Source organism: Corynebacterium sp. 335C (genome assembly GCF_053525695.1).
In genome coordinates this window covers 625,832-642,339 of record NZ_JASTTB010000001.1, presented here as the reverse complement: position 1 = coordinate 642,339, position 16,508 = coordinate 625,832, and the positions used below count along the sequence as shown (strand labels likewise).

The window sequence follows — 16,508 nt, the reverse complement described above, 5'->3', positions numbered from 1 at the left end:
GAGACCGACGATGAAGTTCCTGCACACCTCCGACTGGCACCTGGGCAAGCGCAACCCCCGCTACGCCCGCACCGACGCCGACACCCCCGGCCTGCTCGCCGCGGGCCGCCTCGACGCCGTCGCCCGCATCGGCGAACTCGCCGAGGCCGAGGGCTGCGCGTTCATCGTCGTCGCCGGCGACGTCTTCGACTCCAACAACCCCGACGAGCGGAACCTGCAGCGCAGCGTCGACGCCCTCGCCGCCCTGCCCGTGCCCGTCTACCTCCTGCCGGGCAACCACGACAGCCTCGACCGCGGCAGCGTCTACCGCCGCGAGGAGTTCGGGGACCTGCCGGGCGTCCACGTCATCGACTCGGCGGAGCCGATCACGGTGGCCGACGGCGTCGAGCTGGTCGGCGCCCCGCTGCTCACCCGCTTCCCCGTGGAGGACCCCGCCACCGCCGCGCTCGCCGCCCTCGACCCCGCCCCCGACGGCGTCGTCCGCGTCTTCTGCGGCCACGGCCAGTTCGAGGGCTTCGGGGCCGACGACGAGGACGACGCGACCCGCCGCACCTCCGCCCAGCGCCCCGACCTCGCCGCCGTGGAGGCCGCGCTCGACGACGGGCGCATCCACTACGCCGCCTTCGGCGACCGCCACCTCACCCAGCGCGTCGCCGACCGCATCCGCTACTCCGGCAGCCCCGAGCCCACCGAGTTCCGCGGCGACCCCGCCGACACGGGCAACGTGCTGGTCGTGGAGGTGGACGAGGCCGACCCCGCCGGGGCGGTGGATGTCGTCACGCATCACGTGGGGGCCTGGACCTTCCTCGACCTGCCGGGCCACGTCTCCTCGGGGGAGTCGCTGCGCGCGTGGTTCGACGCGGTGGAGGCTGTGCCCGACAAGTCGCGCACCATGCTGCGCTACCACCTCACCGGCACCGTCACGTTCGCCCAGCACCTCGAGCTCGAGCGGCGGCTGGAGAACTACCGCAGCCGCTTCCCCTACGTCGCCGAATGGTCCCGGCACCACGACCTGACGCTGCTGCCCGACGACCTGGAGGACCTCGACTGGGGCCCCGGCGGCTTCATCGCCGACGCCGCCGCCGAACTCGCCGGCCTCGTCCGCGCCGGCGGCGCCGACGCCGACGCCGACGCCGCCCGCCGCGCGCTGGCGCACCTGTACCACCTGACCGCGAAGGGGCGCTGACCCGTGAAGCTGCACTCCATCGAACTGCGCAACGTCCGCGGCATCCGCCACGCCGTCATCGACGACATCCCCGACACCGGCGCCCTGGTCATCGAGGCGCCCAACGAATCCGGCAAGTCCTCCGTCGCCGAGGCCGTCGCCGTGTGCCTGACGGAGAAGCACAGCGCGAAGAAGGCCGCGATCCGCGACATGGTCACCTACGGCACCTCCGAGCCCGTCGGCATCCGGCTGGAGATGACGCTGGACGGGCGGCGGTTCATCGTCGACAAGACGTTCATCTCGAAGGCCGACGCGACCGTCGAGATCCTCGAGCCCGCCGCCGAGCGCCGCACCCTGAAGAAGGGCGCCGCCGACGACTGGCTGCACGAGCGCTGCGAGGCCGCGGGACTCGGCGACCTGTGGAACGCCTTCACCGCCGGCCAGCGCGGCGACCTCAACACCCTGAAGCTCAACGAGGTCGAGGCGATGACCGGGGCGCTCGCCGCCGCGGGAGCGCGTGACGACGGCACCCGCGCCGCGGCCGCGTCCGGTGCGGGCGGGGACGCGGGCGCGGCGGGGGAGACGCTCGCCGGGCCCGCCGAGGCCGGCGTCGCCTCCGCCGCCGCCCGCGCCGTCATGGACGGGGTGGAGGAGGGCTTCCGCCGCTACTACACCGACAGTGGCCGGGTGACCAGGGCCCGCCAGGAGGCCGCCGACGCCCTGGCCTCCGCCCGCGAGGAGCTGGCCGGCGTCGAGCGGCGGCGCCGGGAGCTCGACCACGCCATCGGCGAGCACGAGCGCCTCACCGCCGCGCTCGCCGCCCACGCGGAGAAGCTGCCCGCCGAGAAGGCCGCCGCGGAGGAGGCCGCCGAGCGCCTCGCCCGCGTGGAGGAGGTCCAGGCCCGGCTGACCGCCGCCGCCGAGCGCCTGGAGGCCCGCCGCGGCGCCGTCACCGCCGCCGTCGCGGCCCGCGACGCCCGCCGGGCCGCGGCCGCCGCCGCCGTGGCCCGCGCCACCGCCGCGACCGAGGCGGAGGCCGCCCTCGCCCGCGCGGAGGAGGAGGCGCAGGAGGCCGACGCCGCGCTCGCGGAGGCGGAGGAGAACCTCGGCGCCGCCCGGACGGCGCTCGCCGCCGCCGACGCCCGCCTGGAGCTCGCCCGCCGCGACGCCGCCTGGCTGACGCAGGTCGACGGGGCGCTCGCCGCCCGCGGCCGCCTCGCCGAGCTGGACCGCCTCACCGGCGTGCGCGACGAGGCGCTGCGCGCCCGCGACGCCGAGACCGTCACCGCGGAGCTCGCCGAGCGGGTCCGCGCCGCCGAGACCGACCTGCGCATCGCCGCCGACCGGCTGGAGGCCGCCGCCGCGTCGATGACCCTGACCGCCGAATCGGCCCGCGTCGTCGGCGTCGACGGCGAGGACGTCGAGATCGGCGCCGACGCCGTCGAGCGCACCGTCGACGGGGAGACGACCCTGACCATCGACGACGTCACCGTGGTGGTGCGCTCCGGGCACGACGTCGGCCGCGTCGCCGCCGACCGCGACGCCGCGGCCGCCGCGCTCGCCGGATTGCTGGAGCGCGCCGGCTGCGCCGACGCCGGGGAGGTGCGGGAGGCCGCCGCCCGCCGGGCCGCGGCCGACGACGCGCTGCGCGGGGCGGAGGCCGACCTGGCCGCCGCCCGCCGCGCCGCCGACCCGGAGGCCGACCGGGAGCTCGTCGCCCGGGTGCTGGGGGAGGGGGCGGTGTCCGGCGCCGGCGCCGATTCGCCGGACGCCGACGATGCCGGGGCCGGCGCCGGCGCGGATGCGGACGACGTGGACGACGCCGACGCGGTGCCCGCCGTGCCCGCCGACCCCGGTCGCGCCGCCGCCTGGAGCGGCGAGGGCGAACCGCCGGAGCCGCCCGCCGACTCCGCCGCCGCCGCGGAGGCCGTGGCCCGCGCCGAGGCGGATGCCGCCGACGCCCGCACCGGCCTGCGGAAGTGGGAGGGCCTGGCCGAGGAGCGCCGCGCCACCGGCGCCCTCGAGAACCGCACCCGCGCCCAGGCGAACCTGGACAATGCCTGCCAGGAGGCCGGCCGCGCCGCCGGCGAGCTCGCCGCCGCCCGGGAGGCCGTCGCCGACGCCGACCTCGAGGCCGCCGCGGAGACCGCTTCCGCCGCGCTGCGCGAGGCCGCCGCCGACTGCGACGCGGCCCGCGCCGCGGTCGACGAGGCCTCGCCCGACATGGCCCGCGTCGCCGCCGACGCAACCGCCGCGGCCGTCGCCAACCGCCTGTCGCGGATGAAGGACGACGAGATGACCCGGGCCCGCATGGAGGAGCGCATCTCCGGCGCCGTCGGCCTCGACGACCGGATCGCGGACCTCGACGCCCGCATCACCGCCGGGGAGGCGGCAGCGGAGGAGGAGGCCGCCGACGCCGAGTCGTGGCGCCTGCTGCGCGAGACGCTGCGCCGCGCGGAGACCGCCGCGATGCGCGAGTACCAGGGGCCGCTGCTGCGCCGCCTCCGGGAGCTCGCCGCGCCGGTGTTCGGCCCGGGCGTCGACTTCACGCTCGACGAGTCGACCCTCGCGATCGTCGACCGCACCCTGCCGGGGGAGCAGCCCGTGCCCTTCGCGTCGCTGTCCGGCGGCGCGCAGGAGCAGTGCGACATCCTCATGCGCCTGGCCGCCGCGTCCGTCATCGACGTCGGCGAATCCGCCCCCGTCATCCTCGACGACTCCCTGACGTACTCCGACCAGGAGCGGCTCATGGGCATGGGCGCGGCGATCGGGCGCACCGCCGCCGACGCGCAGGTCATCATCCTCACCTGCGACCCGGACCGGTTCCGGTACGTCGGCGCCGAGCGCCGCCGCCTCGCCGCACCCGGTGAGGGGGCGTGACGGCGGCGCGGGCGACGGCAGCCGGAGCCGGCGACGGCAGCCGGAGCCGCGGAATGACGGCCGGACGCCGCCGTGCGTGACGACGAACCCCGCGTGGCCTCCCCGTCGCCGCACGTGGCGCGGCGGGCGGCCGGGGCCGGGAGTCGCCCATCCGTTCGTCGGGCGAACCTCTTGCCCTGATTGGGGGTGACTTACAGTAGATTCGTCACCTTCCCACTGTGCGGGAGGTCGCAAAGCTGGCGACGTGCCACCGGAATCGGTTACGGTGACCCGCTATGCAGGACGTGAACTGGCTCAGCGACGATGAGCAGCAGCTGTGGCGCGTGGTGATCGCCGCCTTCCGCGGTGTCGAGCGCGCCATCGACCACCGCCTCCAGGAGGTCGCGGGCATCTCCTCCGCCGACTTCGCCGTCCTCGTCGTCCTCTCCGAGGCGCCGGAGGGCCGCATCCGCATGCGCGAGCTGTGCCGGCATCTCGCCTGGGACCGCTCCCGCGTGTCCCACCAGATCACCCGCATGGGCAAGCGCAGCCTCGTCGAGAAGTGCAAGTGCGAGGGTGACAACCGCGGCATCAACGTCGCGCTGACCGACAAGGGCCTCGACGTCGTCCGGAAGGCCGCCCCCGACCACGTCGAGAGCGTCCGCCACATGGTCTTCGACCAGATGGGCCCCATCGACCTGGAGCGCTCCGTCGCCATGTTCGAGCGCATCGCCACCGCCTCCGCCCGCCTGCGGGGCGAGGAGGTCGCGATCAACAGCGCGCCCGTCGGCCGGAACCGCCGGGACGACGCCGACGCGCAGTAGGCGCGCAGCCGGGGCGGGGGCCGTCGTCACGCGGAACCCGCGCGCCGGCCGCACGCCGCGCGCGGACGTCCGCGGGGAAATTAACCCCGCGGATTCTTTCTGTTTTCGAAACATTTCGCGCGCGTGTCGCTAGCCTTCCCCCATGGCCGAACGAATGAACACCGACGCAGCCTGGCTCACCGACGAGGAGCAGGACTTCTGGCAGACCCTCGTCGCCACGTTCCGCGCCGTCGAGCGCAACATCGAGACGTCCCTCCGCGACCGCACGGGCCTCTCCTTCGGCGACTTCACGGTGCTCATCGCCCTCCACGAGACGGAGGACGGCGTCATGCACGTCGACCAGCTCTGCGAGCGCCTGAAGTGGAACCACCCCCGCGCCCTGCTGCACACCAGCCGCATGGAGGCCCGCGACGTCATCGCCATCGAGGACCGCGGCGCCGACCCCGACAGCGACTACACCGTCGTGCTCACCGGCGTGGGCCGCAAGGTCTTCCAGGAGGCCTCGCCCGACTACGTCTCCACCGTCCGCAACGAGGTCTTCGCGCCGCTGTCCGACGAGGACATCCCGCGGCTGCGCGCCGCCTTCGACGCCATCCTGGCCGACGAGTAGCGCGGCCGGCCCCGCCGCATCACCCGCGGCGGGCCGCCCGCGCCATCCCCGCCGCGACCAGCGCGGCGGCGACCAGCATCGTCCACGCCAGCGCCCCGTCCGGGCCCCACGGCGGCTCCAGGGCGATGACCTGCCCCGTGCCGTAGACGCCGTTGAGGAACGGCATCCAGGAGATGACCTCGGCCCCGCCCGGCACGTGCACCAGGGCGCCCTCCAGCAGCAGCGACCACAGCACCACCACGGCCACGGCCGCCGCCGGCGGGCGCACCAGCGCGCCGACGCCCACGCCGATGCCGCACGCCGCGACGCAGTAGACCGGCACCGCCCACAGGAACCGCAGGCCCGCCGGCGACAGCGCCGACACGCCGCCGTAGACGCCGGGGAACAGCGCGGGCAGGAGCGTCAGCGTTACCGCGACGGCCACGAGCGAGCACGCGGCGCCGGCCGCGCCGGCGACGGCCCACCGGGCCGGCACGGACACGGGCCCGGGCAGCAGCGCCCGCGCCAGCTCCCCGGGCGCGCCCCGGTCCGCCGAGGCCTGCGCGTGCGCCGCCGCCATCGCGTGCACGGCGACGCCCAGATGGATGACCCAGTAGATGGCGTTGTCGGTCGTCGCCGCCCGCACCCGCAGCAGCCCGCCCGTGCGCGCCAGCGCCTCCGCCGCCGCGGCCGCCCCCGGCGTCACCGCCACCGGCAGCACCAGCGCCAGCGGCAGGATGACGCGCACCCACGGGCCGCGGCGGCCGGCCAGGCGCACGGCCTCGGCGCGGATGGCGCGGGCGAGCAGCGGGCGGCGCCGGCCGGCGTCGGGGGAGCGGCCGCTCGTCGCGCCGCCGGCCACGCCCGAACCAGAGCCCGTGCCGGCGCCGGCGCCGGTGCCGGAGCCTGCGGCGCCCGCCGCCCCGGCCGCGTCCGCATGGTGGACGGTCTCGCCGCCGGGCATCGGCGTGCCCGACGAGCCGGGGGAGGCCTCCCCCGGCGGCAGTGGGGGAGGAGCCGGGGCGGGAGCCGTCGTCACGCGTGGTCCACACCAGCGCACCCACCGCGACCAGGAGGATCACGGCGAGCACCGCCACACCCGTCTACGCGAGCACCGACGTGCGGTCGCGGCGGCGGGCGACGTACCTGCGATCCGGCGCGGCCACGGTCAGGCGTCCTTCGTTGCGACGATCGCGATCGCCGACAGGTTGTCCGAGTATCGGTTGAACACCTTCCGCATCCCCAGCACGCGCCTGCGGGCGCCCGGGTTGCGCAGCAGGTTCACGGCGATGGTCGCGACGCCGCGGACGCCCTCGTCGGCGAGGTTGCGGCGCGGCTTCAGCAGCTCCATGCCGTTGTGCTGCACGGACCGCACGGTGAAGCCGTGGGACTCGAAGAGCTCCGTCCACTCCCGCGTCGTCAGCGGCCGCGCGTTGACCTTGATGGAGCGCGCGAGCGCGCGGCGGATCTCCAGCTTCTCCTCGTCGTCGAGGGTGTCCGGCTCGATGCACAGCTCGTGGATGGCGTAGCGGCCGCCCGGGCGCAGGATGCGGTGGGCCTCCTCCACGATGGCGGCCTTGCCCTGTCGCCCTGCATCGTCAGCATCGCCTCGCCGAAGACGACGTCCGCCGACTCCGCGTCGAGGCCCGTGTCGGCGGCCTTCGCCTCCGTCACGTGGCCGGCGGGGCCGACGGTGGCGCGGGTCATGGCGACGGCCCCCGGGTCCTCGTCGACGCCGCGGTAGGACTTCGGCTTCGTGGCCATCAGCAGCTTCGCGGTCTTGCCCAGGCCGGGGGCCAGCTCCACCACGTCGGCGCCGGCGGTCCACGCGGCGGAGATGAGCTTCTCCGTCAGCTCCCGGCCGCCCGGGCGCAGCACCCGCTTGCCCAGGCGGGCCAGCAGCCAGTGGCCCGGCAGGTCCTCGATGCGTCGGTCGTGCATGGGCAGGTTCCCGGTCATGGCGTCCTCCTCGTCCGGTGCTCCCCGGGCGCGGGACCGGCCGTGCGGGGGGAATTCTTAATGAGAATCCAGAATACGGTTTTATGTCAGGTTGGGCCAGCCTCACGTGGCGAACGTCACCTGCGCGCCTGTGCGGAGTCCGTACCCTGGGAGACATGGCCATCGACAAGTCCTCGTTCAACCCCGACGACGTCTCCCGCAAGCTCGACTCCCTCACCGGAAAGACCGTCCGCCGCAGCCACTCCAACAAGTGGATCGCCGGCGTCTCCGGCGGCATCGGCGAGACCTTCGGCTTCGACCCGAACTATCTCCGCGCCGCCTTCGCCATCGGCCTCGTCGTCGCCTTCCCCGTCTCCGTCGCCCTCTACATCGCCGGCTGGTACTTCCTGCCGAAGGCCTGATCGGCCCCGGCACCCGCCGGTAACCTCCCGGGCATGGACACGGCCCGGCCCCGCACCACCCCCGACCACCGCCGACCCGTCGCCGACGCGCCCGCAGGGCCCGTCCGCGGCATCCGCGGGGCGGGGGTGACCGCGTTCCGGGGCATCCCGTACGCCCGGCCCGCCACCGGGGAGCTGCGCTTCCGCCACGCCGTGCCGGCCGAGGCCTTCCGGGAGCCGTACGACGCCTCCGCCTCCGGCCCTTTCGCCGTCCAGCCCCGGCCGCGCGGCCGCTCCGGCGGCTCCGAGGACGCCGCCTGGCTGAGCGTCGTCGTCCCGGACGCGGACGTCGTCGACCGCGGCATCGCGCACCCGGACGCCGTCGCGGCGGCGGAGCGGGCGTGGGGCGCGGCGGGCTCGGGTTCGCGCGCGGCGTCGGGCGCGCTTCCCGAGGGCAGCACCGGCCGCGGCCTGCCCGTCGTCGTGTTCTTCCACGGCGGGTCGTTCATCTCCGGGTCGGCGGCGGAGCCGCTCTACGACGGCGAGGAGTTCGCCCGCGCCGTCGGCGCCGTCGTCGTCATGGTCAACTTCCGTCTCGGCCTCCTTGGCCAGCTGGACCTGTCGTCCCTCGGCGGCGCCGACCCCAACCCGGGCCTGTCCGACCAGGTCGCGGCGGTGGAGTGGGTGCACGCCAACATCGCGGCATTCGGCGGCGACCCCGATCGCATCACGCTGATGGGCCAGTCCGCCGGCGGCGCCGCCATCGCGCACATGCTGGCCGTGCCCCGGGTGCGGCGCATCGCCGCCGGGGCCATCGCCCAGTCGCCGGCGGTGTGCTCGACGCACTTCCCGGACGAGGCCGCCGGGTGGGCGCGCGAGGTGCCCGCCATCGCCGGCGTGGACCGTCGTCACGCGCTGCGCGAGCTGCGCCGCATGTCGCCGGAGGCCCTGGTCGCGGCGGGGCGCGAGCTCGTCGCCCGCAAGGATCGCGATTCGACGCACGCCGGCTGCTTCGCGCCCGTCGTCGACGGCGACCTGCTGCCGCGTCATCCGCTGGACCCGGCCGCGGCGGGGGAGCCGGGCCCGCCGCTGCTCATCGGCACCACCGCCGACGAGTTCTCCATGGCCGCGCTCGTGCAGCGGGGCCCGTCGGCGCGCGAATCCTCCGCCCGCCGGTTCGTGGAGCGCATCGACCCGGAGGCCGACGCCGGCGCGCTCCTCGGCGCCTACCGCGGCGCGCGCCCCCGCGTCGACTACGCGCGCATGCTGTCGGACTCGCTGTTCTGGGCGCCGTCGGTGCGCCTGGCCGAGCGTCACGCCGGCCCGACGTGGATGTACCGCCTGGACTACGCGCCGCCGGCGCTGCGTCGCACGGGCCTCGGCGCGTGCCACTCCCTCGACCTGCCGCTGCTGCTGCGCGAGGACCGGGGCCTCGGCTGGTACGCCCTCCGCTTCGGCGGCCGCGAGACGTTCCGCGAGGTGGCGCGTTCAATGCGGCGCGCCTGGTCGGCCTTCATCGCCGGCGCCGGGCCCGGGTGGGACGCGTACGAGCCGGGTGCGCGCGTCACCCGCGTCTGGCGTGACGACGGCCCCCGCGACCTGTCCGACCCCCGCGCCGACTTCCGCGGGGCGTGGGCGCCCGTCCGCCTGGGCGAGGTCTCGGGCGGCGAGACCTGGCCGGAGTAGGGGAGGGCGGCGCTCCCCGGCCCTCGTCAGCGCCGTCCTTCGTCACGGCTCGCCGACCTGGACGTACTTCGCCGCATCGTCGGCGCAACCTGGACGTACTTCGCCGCATCGTCGGCGCAACCTGGACGTACTTGGCCCCGGCGCCCACGCAACCTGGACATAGGTAGCGCCACCTGGACGTACTTCTACCTACGTCCAAGTTCGGCCAACTATGTCCAACTCCGGCGGCCCCGGAGGCGAAGTACGTCCAACTACTCCGGGTCGATGGCAGCGGGGCCCCGAACACCGGCAGCAGCGTCCGGTGCAGGCGATGTCCGTCGCAACCCCATCGTTTCGACCCCGTCCCGAACAGTCCCCTGAATGGTCAGACCCACTTTCGGCCGTTGCGACCCTGTTCTATCTGGGTCGGAACGGCCGAAAGTGGGTCTGGCCGGAAAGCGGGCGGTCGGCAACCGGGTCTGAACGACCCCGTCGCCCCTCGCCGTCTTCCCGCAGTCCCGCATCGGCCCCGCGATCGACGGACCCCGCCGCGCGCACCAGTCGGGTGCTGCGTGGCGGGGTGGGTGCCGTCGCCGGCGCCGTCCCTCCCGCGCCGCGGTGAGACGGGTGGGATGATGGCGCGGGAGAGGCGGAGTCGGCGGGGCCGGGGCTGGCCCCCGGCCGCTCGAAGCCGGCCGGGCCGAAGCCGGCGAACCGGGACAGCCTCGGCCCGGGACCTCGTGCTAGTCGGCCTTGACCGCGGAGATCTCCAGCTCCAGCGTGACCTTCTCCGAGACCATCAGGCCGGAGGAGTTCATCGGGGCCTGCCAGTCGACGCCGAAGTCCTTGCGGTTGATGACGCCCGTGGCGGACAGGCCGATGCGCTCCGCGCCGAAGGCGTCGACGGCGGTGCCGCCGAACTCGACGTCGAGGGTGATCTCCTTGGTGACGCCGCGGATGGTCAGGTCGCCGGTCAGGGTGCCCTCGTCCTCGGAGGTCAGCTCGGCGCCGGTAGCGCGGAAGGTGATCTCCGGGTGGGCCTCGACGGCGAAGAAGTCGTCGCCCTTGACGTGGGCGTCGCGGTCGGCGTTGCGGGTGTCGACGGACGCGGCCTGGATGGTCGCCTCGGCGGAGGAGGCGGCCGGGTTCTCCGGGTCGATGGTGAAGGAGGCCTGGTAATCGGTGAACTCGCCGCGGGTCTTGGTGACCATCGCGTGGCGGACCATGAAGCCGATGCTGGTGTGGGTGGGGTCGACGTTCCAGGTGCCGGCGAAAGCGGTGGGCAGGGCCATGATGATTCTCCTGAGTGTTCGTTGTCGTGCGTTGCTCGTTCGGTTGTCCCGGCTTCTCGCGCCGCGCCCGTCGGGGTGCGGGGGAGCCGGGTGACGCGGCCCCGGGCGACCCGGCGTTGGCGCGTCAACAACATTGACTATAAGTCTGCAGGGCTGTCGTGTCAACAACAAATCCGGAAACGCCCCGATTTTCCGTCTCCGCAGGTCAAGAGTTGCTTGACGACGTCCACCACGCCCGCCTCGGTGCCCGACGCCGTCCTCCGGCCCCTCCGGCACGCGCCCGGGTCGGCGCATCCCCGTGCGCACCGTGCCCCGCGCTCCCGCCCCGCCCCGTGCGGCCCCGGACATGCGGAAGGGCCGCCCTCCCGGAGGAGGACGGCCCTGTCCTGGGGTGCCCCCGACACGAGTCGAACGTGCGACCTTCGGTACCGGAAACCGGTGCTCTATCCACTGAGCTACGGAGGCGTGCGCCCCTTGCGAGGCAACGCGGGCCATATTAGCACCGCGCGGCGGCGGTGCCGAAATTCCCCCCGCCGGGCTCGCGGAACGCCGGTGGCGCGCGTCGCCGACGGGGCGGCCGGCGGACCGTGGTCCACGGGCCGGCGTCCGTGGGCCGCCGCCGTCAGCCCGCGATGATGACCGACAGCGTCCGCGGCCCGTGGACGCCCTCGACGCGGTTGAGCTCGATGTCGGACGTCGCCGACGGGCCCGAGATCCACGTCGCCGGGCGCTCCGGGTGCTCCGCGAGCGTCGCGACGGCCTCCGGCACGCCGTGGACCAGCGTCGGCAGCGGCACGATGCACACGTGCACGTCGGGCACCAGCGTCAGGGCGCGACGGCCGCACGCGGCGGTGCCGTCCAGCATGATCGTGCCGGTCTCTGCGGCCGTGACCGCCGACGACGTGACGACGGCGTCCCGCGCGTCCAGCTCCCGCGGGTCCGTCGCCGCGTCGTCGACGAGGATCTCCGCGCCGAGCGCGGCCTCCAGCTCCGCGGTCCACGCCGCGGGCAGGCCCGGCGGCACGCCGATGCGGGGCCGGCGCCCGGCGGCGGGGGAGGGGGAGCCCTCCGCCGCCGCCAGCGCGGCCCCGACCGCTGCGGCCACCGCCGCCGCGATCTCCGCGTCCGACCCGCCGCAGCGGGCGACGGCCGCCCCGTAGTCCTCCAGCCGGTCGACGAGCAGGTCGACCAGCTCCTCCGGCGGCGTCGCCCGGCCGGAGACGTAGTCCCGCGGCACGGGGTGCTCCCGCCCCGGCACGAGGGCCTCCCCGGCCAGGACCTCCCGCGTCCAGTCGTCCGCGCCCGGGGCGCCGGCCGCGTGGGCCGCCCGGATGCGGGCGAGGATCTCCGCCTTGGCGTCGCCGCTCATCGGGCGCTCCCTTCGTCGTCACGCGAATCCCGCGCCACGCGCGGACCCGCACCATCGGCACCATCCGAAACAGCCCCCACGCGCCCGTTCACCCGGCTCGGCACCTGGTGGGCGCGCTCGTCGGCCAGCTCCGCGCGTGCGTCGTCGGAGCCCCACCACGCGCGGAACGGCCGCTTCGGCGGCACGCGCGTGTCGCGGGCGTCCGTCCAGCCGCCGAGGAACCCCGGCAGGTCCGTGATGGCGCCGTCGCCGCCGAAGGGGCCGTGGCCCAGCAGCCGGGCCATCGACGCCGACCGCACGGCCGTCGCCCACAGCCGCCGGTCGCCCATCACGGCGCCGAGCAGCCCGAACAGGCGGCCCTCCACCGGCGGGCGGTGGTCGCGGACCTTGCGGTTGCGCAGCTCCAGCAGGGCGGCGGGGATGTCGATGCGCACGGGGCACACCTCGAAGCAGGCGCCGCACAGCGACGACGCGTACGGCAGCGACGCGTTCGGGTCCTTCGCGGAGTCGATGCCGGTCAGCTGCGGCGACAGGATCGCGCCGATGGGCCCCGGGTACACGGAGCCGTAGGCGTGGCCGCCGGCGCGCTCGTAGACGGGGCAGATGTTGAGGCAGGCGGAGCAGCGGATGCACTTCAGCGCCTCCCGGCCCACCGGGTCGGCGAGCGCGGCGGTGCGGCCGTTGTCCAGCAGCACGACGTGGAAGTCCTCCGGCCCGTCGCCGTCGGTGACGCCGGTCCACAGGGAGGTGTAGGGGTTCATGCGCTCGCCGGTGGAGGACCGGGGCAGCAGCTGCAGGAACACCTCCAGGTCGGTGAAGCGGGGCAGCAGCTTCTCGATGCCCATCACCGTGATGAGCGTCCGCGGCAGCGTCACGCACATGCGCCCGTTGCCCTCGGATTCGACGACGCCGACGGTGCCGGTCTCCGCGACGCCGAAGTTGGCGCCGGAGATGGCGACGTCGGCCTCCATGAACCGCCGCCGCAGGAACAGGCGGGCGGCCTCCGCGAGGTCGGCGGGCTCGTTGGTCAGGTCGCCGCGCACGCCGGGGATGCCGTCGAGGAAGATGTCCCGGATCTCGTCGCGGTTGCGGTGGATGGCCGGCACGAGGATGTGCGACGGCGCGTCGCCTCCGAGCTGCACGATGAGCTCCGCGAGGTCGGTCTCCTGCGCGTGGATGCCGCGGTCGGCGAGCGCCTCGTTGAGGCCGATCTCCTGCGTCGCCATGGACTTGACCTTGACGACGTCCCGGGTGCCCCGTTCCTCCACCAGGTCCGTGACGATGCGGTTGGCCTCCACGGCGTCGCGGGCCCAGTGGACGTGGCCGCCGCGGGCGACGACCTGCCGCTCGAACTCCTCCAGCAGCTCCGGCAGCCGCGCCATCACGTCGCGCTTCACCGCGGAGCCCGCGAGCCGCAGGTCCTCCCAGTCGGGCAGCTCCGCGACGACGCCCGCGCGCTTGGCGCGGATGGTGTGCGTGGCCTTCCGCAGGTTGGCGCGCAGCTGGCCGTTGGCCAGCTCGTGCACCGCCGCCGAGGTGAACGTCTCGGCGCCGCGCAGGTGCCCGACGCCGTCGGGCGCGGTCGGCGGCATCGCCGGCATGCCGAGGGGCACCGCGTGGGTCGCCGGCGCGCTCATCGCGCACCTCCCGCGGTCGCGCAGTGGTTGCTTGACGACGTGCACCGCGCCGCGTCGCCGGCCGATGCGCACGCGGTGGCCGGGCCGGGCCCCGCCGTCGGCGCGGCGGAGCCGGCGGTCGCCGCGGCCGCCGGGGAGGCGCCGTCGGCCGGGCGCCACGGGCGGCGGCGCGTCGACGCCAGGATCTCGGCGTAGTGGATCGCGCGCACGGGGGCGGCCCCGTCGCGGGTCTGCCGGTCGAGGGCGCCGCCGATGTTCATCAGGCACGACGCGTCGCCGGCGGTGACGAACTCCGCGCCCGTCGACCGGATGGACGCGGTCTTGTCGGCGACCATGGCCTGCGATGTCGCGGCGTTCTTCACGCTGAACGTGCCGCCGAAGCCGCAGCACTCCGCGGCACCCGGCAGCTCGGTGAACTCGAGTCCGTCGACGGCCTCCAGCAGGCGGCGCGGCCGGTCGCCGACGTGGAGGACCCGCAGGCTGTGGCACGTCGAGTGGTACGTGACGCGGTGCGGGAACCACGCGCCGACGTCGACGACGCCGGCGACGTCGACGATGAACTCCGACAGCTCCAGCGTCTTGCCGGCGGTGCGGTCGGCGGCGTCGGCCTGGGCGGCGGTGCCGTGGCGGCGGGCGATGAACGGGTGCTGGTCGCGCACCGCGCCGGCGCACGAGCCGGACGGGGCGACGACGTAGTCGATGGATCGATCCAGGAACGCGTCCGCGTACCGGTCCAGCTGCGGCAGGACCTCCTTCTGGTACCCGGTGTTGACGTGCATCTGCCCGCAGCAGGTCTGCGCGGGCGGGAAGACGACGTCGCAGCCGAGCCTGGTCAGCACGGCGGCGGTGGCCTGGACCGCACCGGGGAACATGACGTCCCCGATGCAGGTGGCGAAGATCGCGACCTTCATGGGCGGCTCCGTTGCAGGTGGCCGCGGAGGGCGGTCCGCGGCCGGTGATCATGGGTGGACGCCGATTCTACGTCCGGGGCCGACACGGGCGCCGCAGCGCGCCCGGGACCGGCGGGAACGCGGCAGCGGGGGGAGCGGCCCGTGGCGCGCCTCGGCCCGGGGCATCGCGTGTCGGGCCGGGCGCTAAGATGTGCAACCATGACTCCAGCCGAACTGTCCGCCCTGATCCGCGCCGCCGCCGTCGACGTCTTCACGGAGCACGACCTGGACCCGGCCGTGCTGCCGGATGAGGTCGTCGTCGAGCGCCCCCGCAACCCCGAGCACGGCGACTACGCCACCAACGTCGCCATGCAGGCCGCCGGCCGCGCCGGCGCGAAGCCCCGCGACGTCGCGGGCTGGCTCGCCGAGCGCATCGGCGAGGCGGAGGGCATCTCCGAGGTCTCCGTCGCCGGCCCCGGCTTCATCAACATCCGCCTGGCCGCCGACGCGCAGGGCCGCCTGGTCGGCGACATCCTCGCCGCGGGCGAGGCGTTCGGCCGCGGCGACGAGTACGCCGGCCGCAAGGTCAACCTGGAGTTCGTCTCCGCCAACCCGACGGGCCCGATCCACCTCGGCAGCACCCGCTGGGCGGCCGTCGGCGACGCGCTGGGCCGCGTCCTCGCCGCCCGCGGCGCCGACGTCACCCGGGAGTACTACTTCAACGATCACGGCAACCAGATCGACCGGTACACCAAGTCCCTCATCGCCTCCGCGAAGGGCGAGCCGCCGCCGGAGGACGGCTACTCCGGCGCGTACATCGACGACTACGCGGCGCGCATCGTCGACGAGGTCCCGGGGGTGCTCGACCTGCCGGAGGCGGAGCAGAACGAGGCGTTCCGCTCCCGCGGCGTCGAGATGATGTTCTCCCACATCAAGGAGACGCTGCACGAGTTCGGCACCGAGTTCGACGTGTACTTCCACGAGAACTCCCTGTTCGAGTCTGGCGCCGTCGACGCGGCCGTCGCCAAGCTCAAGGACGGCGGCAACCTGTACGAGGCGGACGGCGCGTGGTGGCTGAAGTCGACCGACTTCGGCGACGACAAGGACCGCGTCGTCATCAAGTCCGACGGCAACGCCGCGTACATCGCCGGCGACATCGCCTACGTCGAGGACAAGATCGCGCGCGGCCACGACCTGTGCATCTACATGCTCGGCGCCGACCACCACGGCTACATCGCGCGCCTGCGCGCCGCCGCGGCGGCCCTGGGCCACGACCCGGAGGTCGTGGAGGTGCTCATCGGCCAGATGGTCAACCTGGTCCGGGACGGCAAGCCGGTGCGCATGTCCAAGCGCGCGGGCACCGTCGTCACGCTCGACGACCTGGTGGAGGCGATCGGCGTCGACGCCGCCCGCTACTCCTTGATCCGCTCCTCCGTCGACTCTTCCCTGGACATCGACCTGGAGCTGTGGCAGTCCCAGTCCAACGACAACCCCGTCTACTACGTGCAGTACGGCCACGCCCGCCTGTGCTCCCTGGCCCGCCGCGCCGCCGAGGCCGGCGTCTCGCTCGAGGGCGCGGAGCCGGACTACGGCCTGCTCGACCACGAGCGCGAGGGCGACCTCATCCGCACGCTCGGCGAGTTCCCCGCCGTCGTCAAGGCCGCCGCGGAGCTGCGCGAGCCGCACCGCGTCGCCCGCTACGCGGAGACGCTGGCCGGCACCTTCCACCGCTTCTACGACTCCTGCCAGGTCCTGCCGAAGCAGGGCGAGGACGTCGCGGACCTGCACGTCGCCCGCTTCGCGCTGGCGCAGGCCACCCGGACGACGCTGGCCAACGCGCTCGGCCTGCTGGGCGTCGACGCGCCGGAGAGGATGTAGC

At 75.0% G+C, this 16,508-nt stretch carries 11 protein-coding genes, 1 tRNA gene and 2 pseudogenes; 7 read left to right on the top strand and 7 right to left on the bottom strand.

Annotated elements, in window-relative coordinates; translation table 11 throughout:
- The first annotated feature begins 10 nt into the window (after positions 1–10).
- The 4 genes from QQS41_RS02735 (at position 11) to QQS41_RS02720 (ending at position 5,458) form a co-directional block, all read left to right on the top strand.
- Complete coding sequence (locus tag QQS41_RS02735; RefSeq protein WP_448851156.1) at positions 11–1,186, top strand: metallophosphoesterase family protein; 1,176 nt, start codon at positions 11–13, stop codon at positions 1,184–1,186.
- A gap of 3 nt (positions 1,187–1,189) precedes the next feature.
- Complete coding sequence (locus QQS41_RS02730) at positions 1,190–4,045, top strand: AAA family ATPase (RefSeq protein WP_448851155.1); 2,856 nt, start codon at positions 1,190–1,192, stop codon at positions 4,043–4,045.
- A gap of 275 nt (positions 4,046–4,320) precedes the next feature.
- The gene (locus QQS41_RS02725; protein WP_448851154.1) at positions 4,321–4,848 is read left to right on the top strand and encodes a MarR family winged helix-turn-helix transcriptional regulator; all 528 of its coding nucleotides are present in this window, start codon (positions 4,321–4,323) and stop codon (positions 4,846–4,848) included.
- 142 nt (positions 4,849–4,990) lie between these two features.
- The gene (locus tag QQS41_RS02720; protein ID WP_448851153.1) at positions 4,991–5,458 is read left to right on the top strand and encodes a MarR family winged helix-turn-helix transcriptional regulator; all 468 of its coding nucleotides are present in this window, start codon (positions 4,991–4,993) and stop codon (positions 5,456–5,458) included.
- 19 nt (positions 5,459–5,477) lie between these two features.
- Here the strand turns inward: QQS41_RS02720 and QQS41_RS02715 are convergent, their stop codons facing one another.
- The gene (locus QQS41_RS02715; RefSeq protein WP_448851152.1) at positions 5,478–6,476 is read right to left on the bottom strand and encodes a hypothetical protein; all 999 of its coding nucleotides are present in this window, start codon (positions 6,474–6,476) and stop codon (positions 5,478–5,480) included.
- A gap of 129 nt (positions 6,477–6,605) precedes the next feature.
- Positions 6,606–7,396: pseudogene (locus tag QQS41_RS02710) on the bottom strand (class I SAM-dependent methyltransferase).
- 155 nt (positions 7,397–7,551) lie between these two features.
- Between QQS41_RS02710 and QQS41_RS02705 the strand changes: the two are divergent.
- Together QQS41_RS02705 and QQS41_RS02700 are read left to right on the top strand one after the other, a co-directional pair.
- Positions 7,552–7,797 (top strand): PspC domain-containing protein, encoded by a 246-nt coding sequence (locus QQS41_RS02705; protein ID WP_448851151.1) that lies wholly within the window; start codon positions 7,552–7,554, stop codon positions 7,795–7,797.
- Positions 7,798–7,830: 33 nt separating this feature from the next.
- Positions 7,831–9,462 (top strand): carboxylesterase/lipase family protein, encoded by a 1,632-nt coding sequence (locus QQS41_RS02700; RefSeq protein ID WP_448851150.1) that lies wholly within the window; start codon positions 7,831–7,833, stop codon positions 9,460–9,462.
- A 722-nt stretch (positions 9,463–10,184) separates the two neighbouring features.
- On the opposite strand, the gene QQS41_RS02695 is transcribed toward QQS41_RS02700, so the two are convergent.
- From QQS41_RS02695 to QQS41_RS02675, 5 genes and pseudogenes are all read right to left on the bottom strand, one after another.
- Positions 10,185–10,733, bottom strand: coding sequence for a YceI family protein (locus QQS41_RS02695; RefSeq protein ID WP_448851149.1), 549 nt, complete (start codon positions 10,731–10,733; stop codon positions 10,185–10,187).
- 392 nt (positions 10,734–11,125) lie between these two features.
- Positions 11,126–11,198 (bottom strand) — tRNA-Arg (locus QQS41_RS02690).
- A 157-nt stretch (positions 11,199–11,355) separates the two neighbouring features.
- On the bottom strand, positions 11,356–12,102 hold the full coding sequence (locus QQS41_RS02685; protein WP_448851148.1) for a LutC/YkgG family protein: 747 nt from the start codon (positions 12,100–12,102) through the stop codon (positions 11,356–11,358).
- Positions 12,099–13,739, bottom strand: a complete 1,641-nt coding sequence (locus tag QQS41_RS02680) for a lactate utilization protein B (RefSeq protein ID WP_448851147.1) — start codon at positions 13,737–13,739, stop codon at positions 12,099–12,101. The genes QQS41_RS02685 and QQS41_RS02680 overlap by 4 nt, the downstream gene beginning before the upstream one ends.
- Positions 13,740–13,876: 137 nt before the next feature.
- Positions 13,877–14,650 (bottom strand): annotated as a pseudogene (locus tag QQS41_RS02675) ((Fe-S)-binding protein); the annotation flags it as partial.
- A 198-nt stretch (positions 14,651–14,848) separates the two neighbouring features.
- Here QQS41_RS02675 and argS point away from each other — a divergent pair.
- Complete coding sequence (gene argS, locus QQS41_RS02670; protein WP_448851146.1) at positions 14,849–16,507, top strand: arginine--tRNA ligase; 1,659 nt, start codon at positions 14,849–14,851, stop codon at positions 16,505–16,507.
- Position 16,508 lies beyond the last annotated feature (1 nt).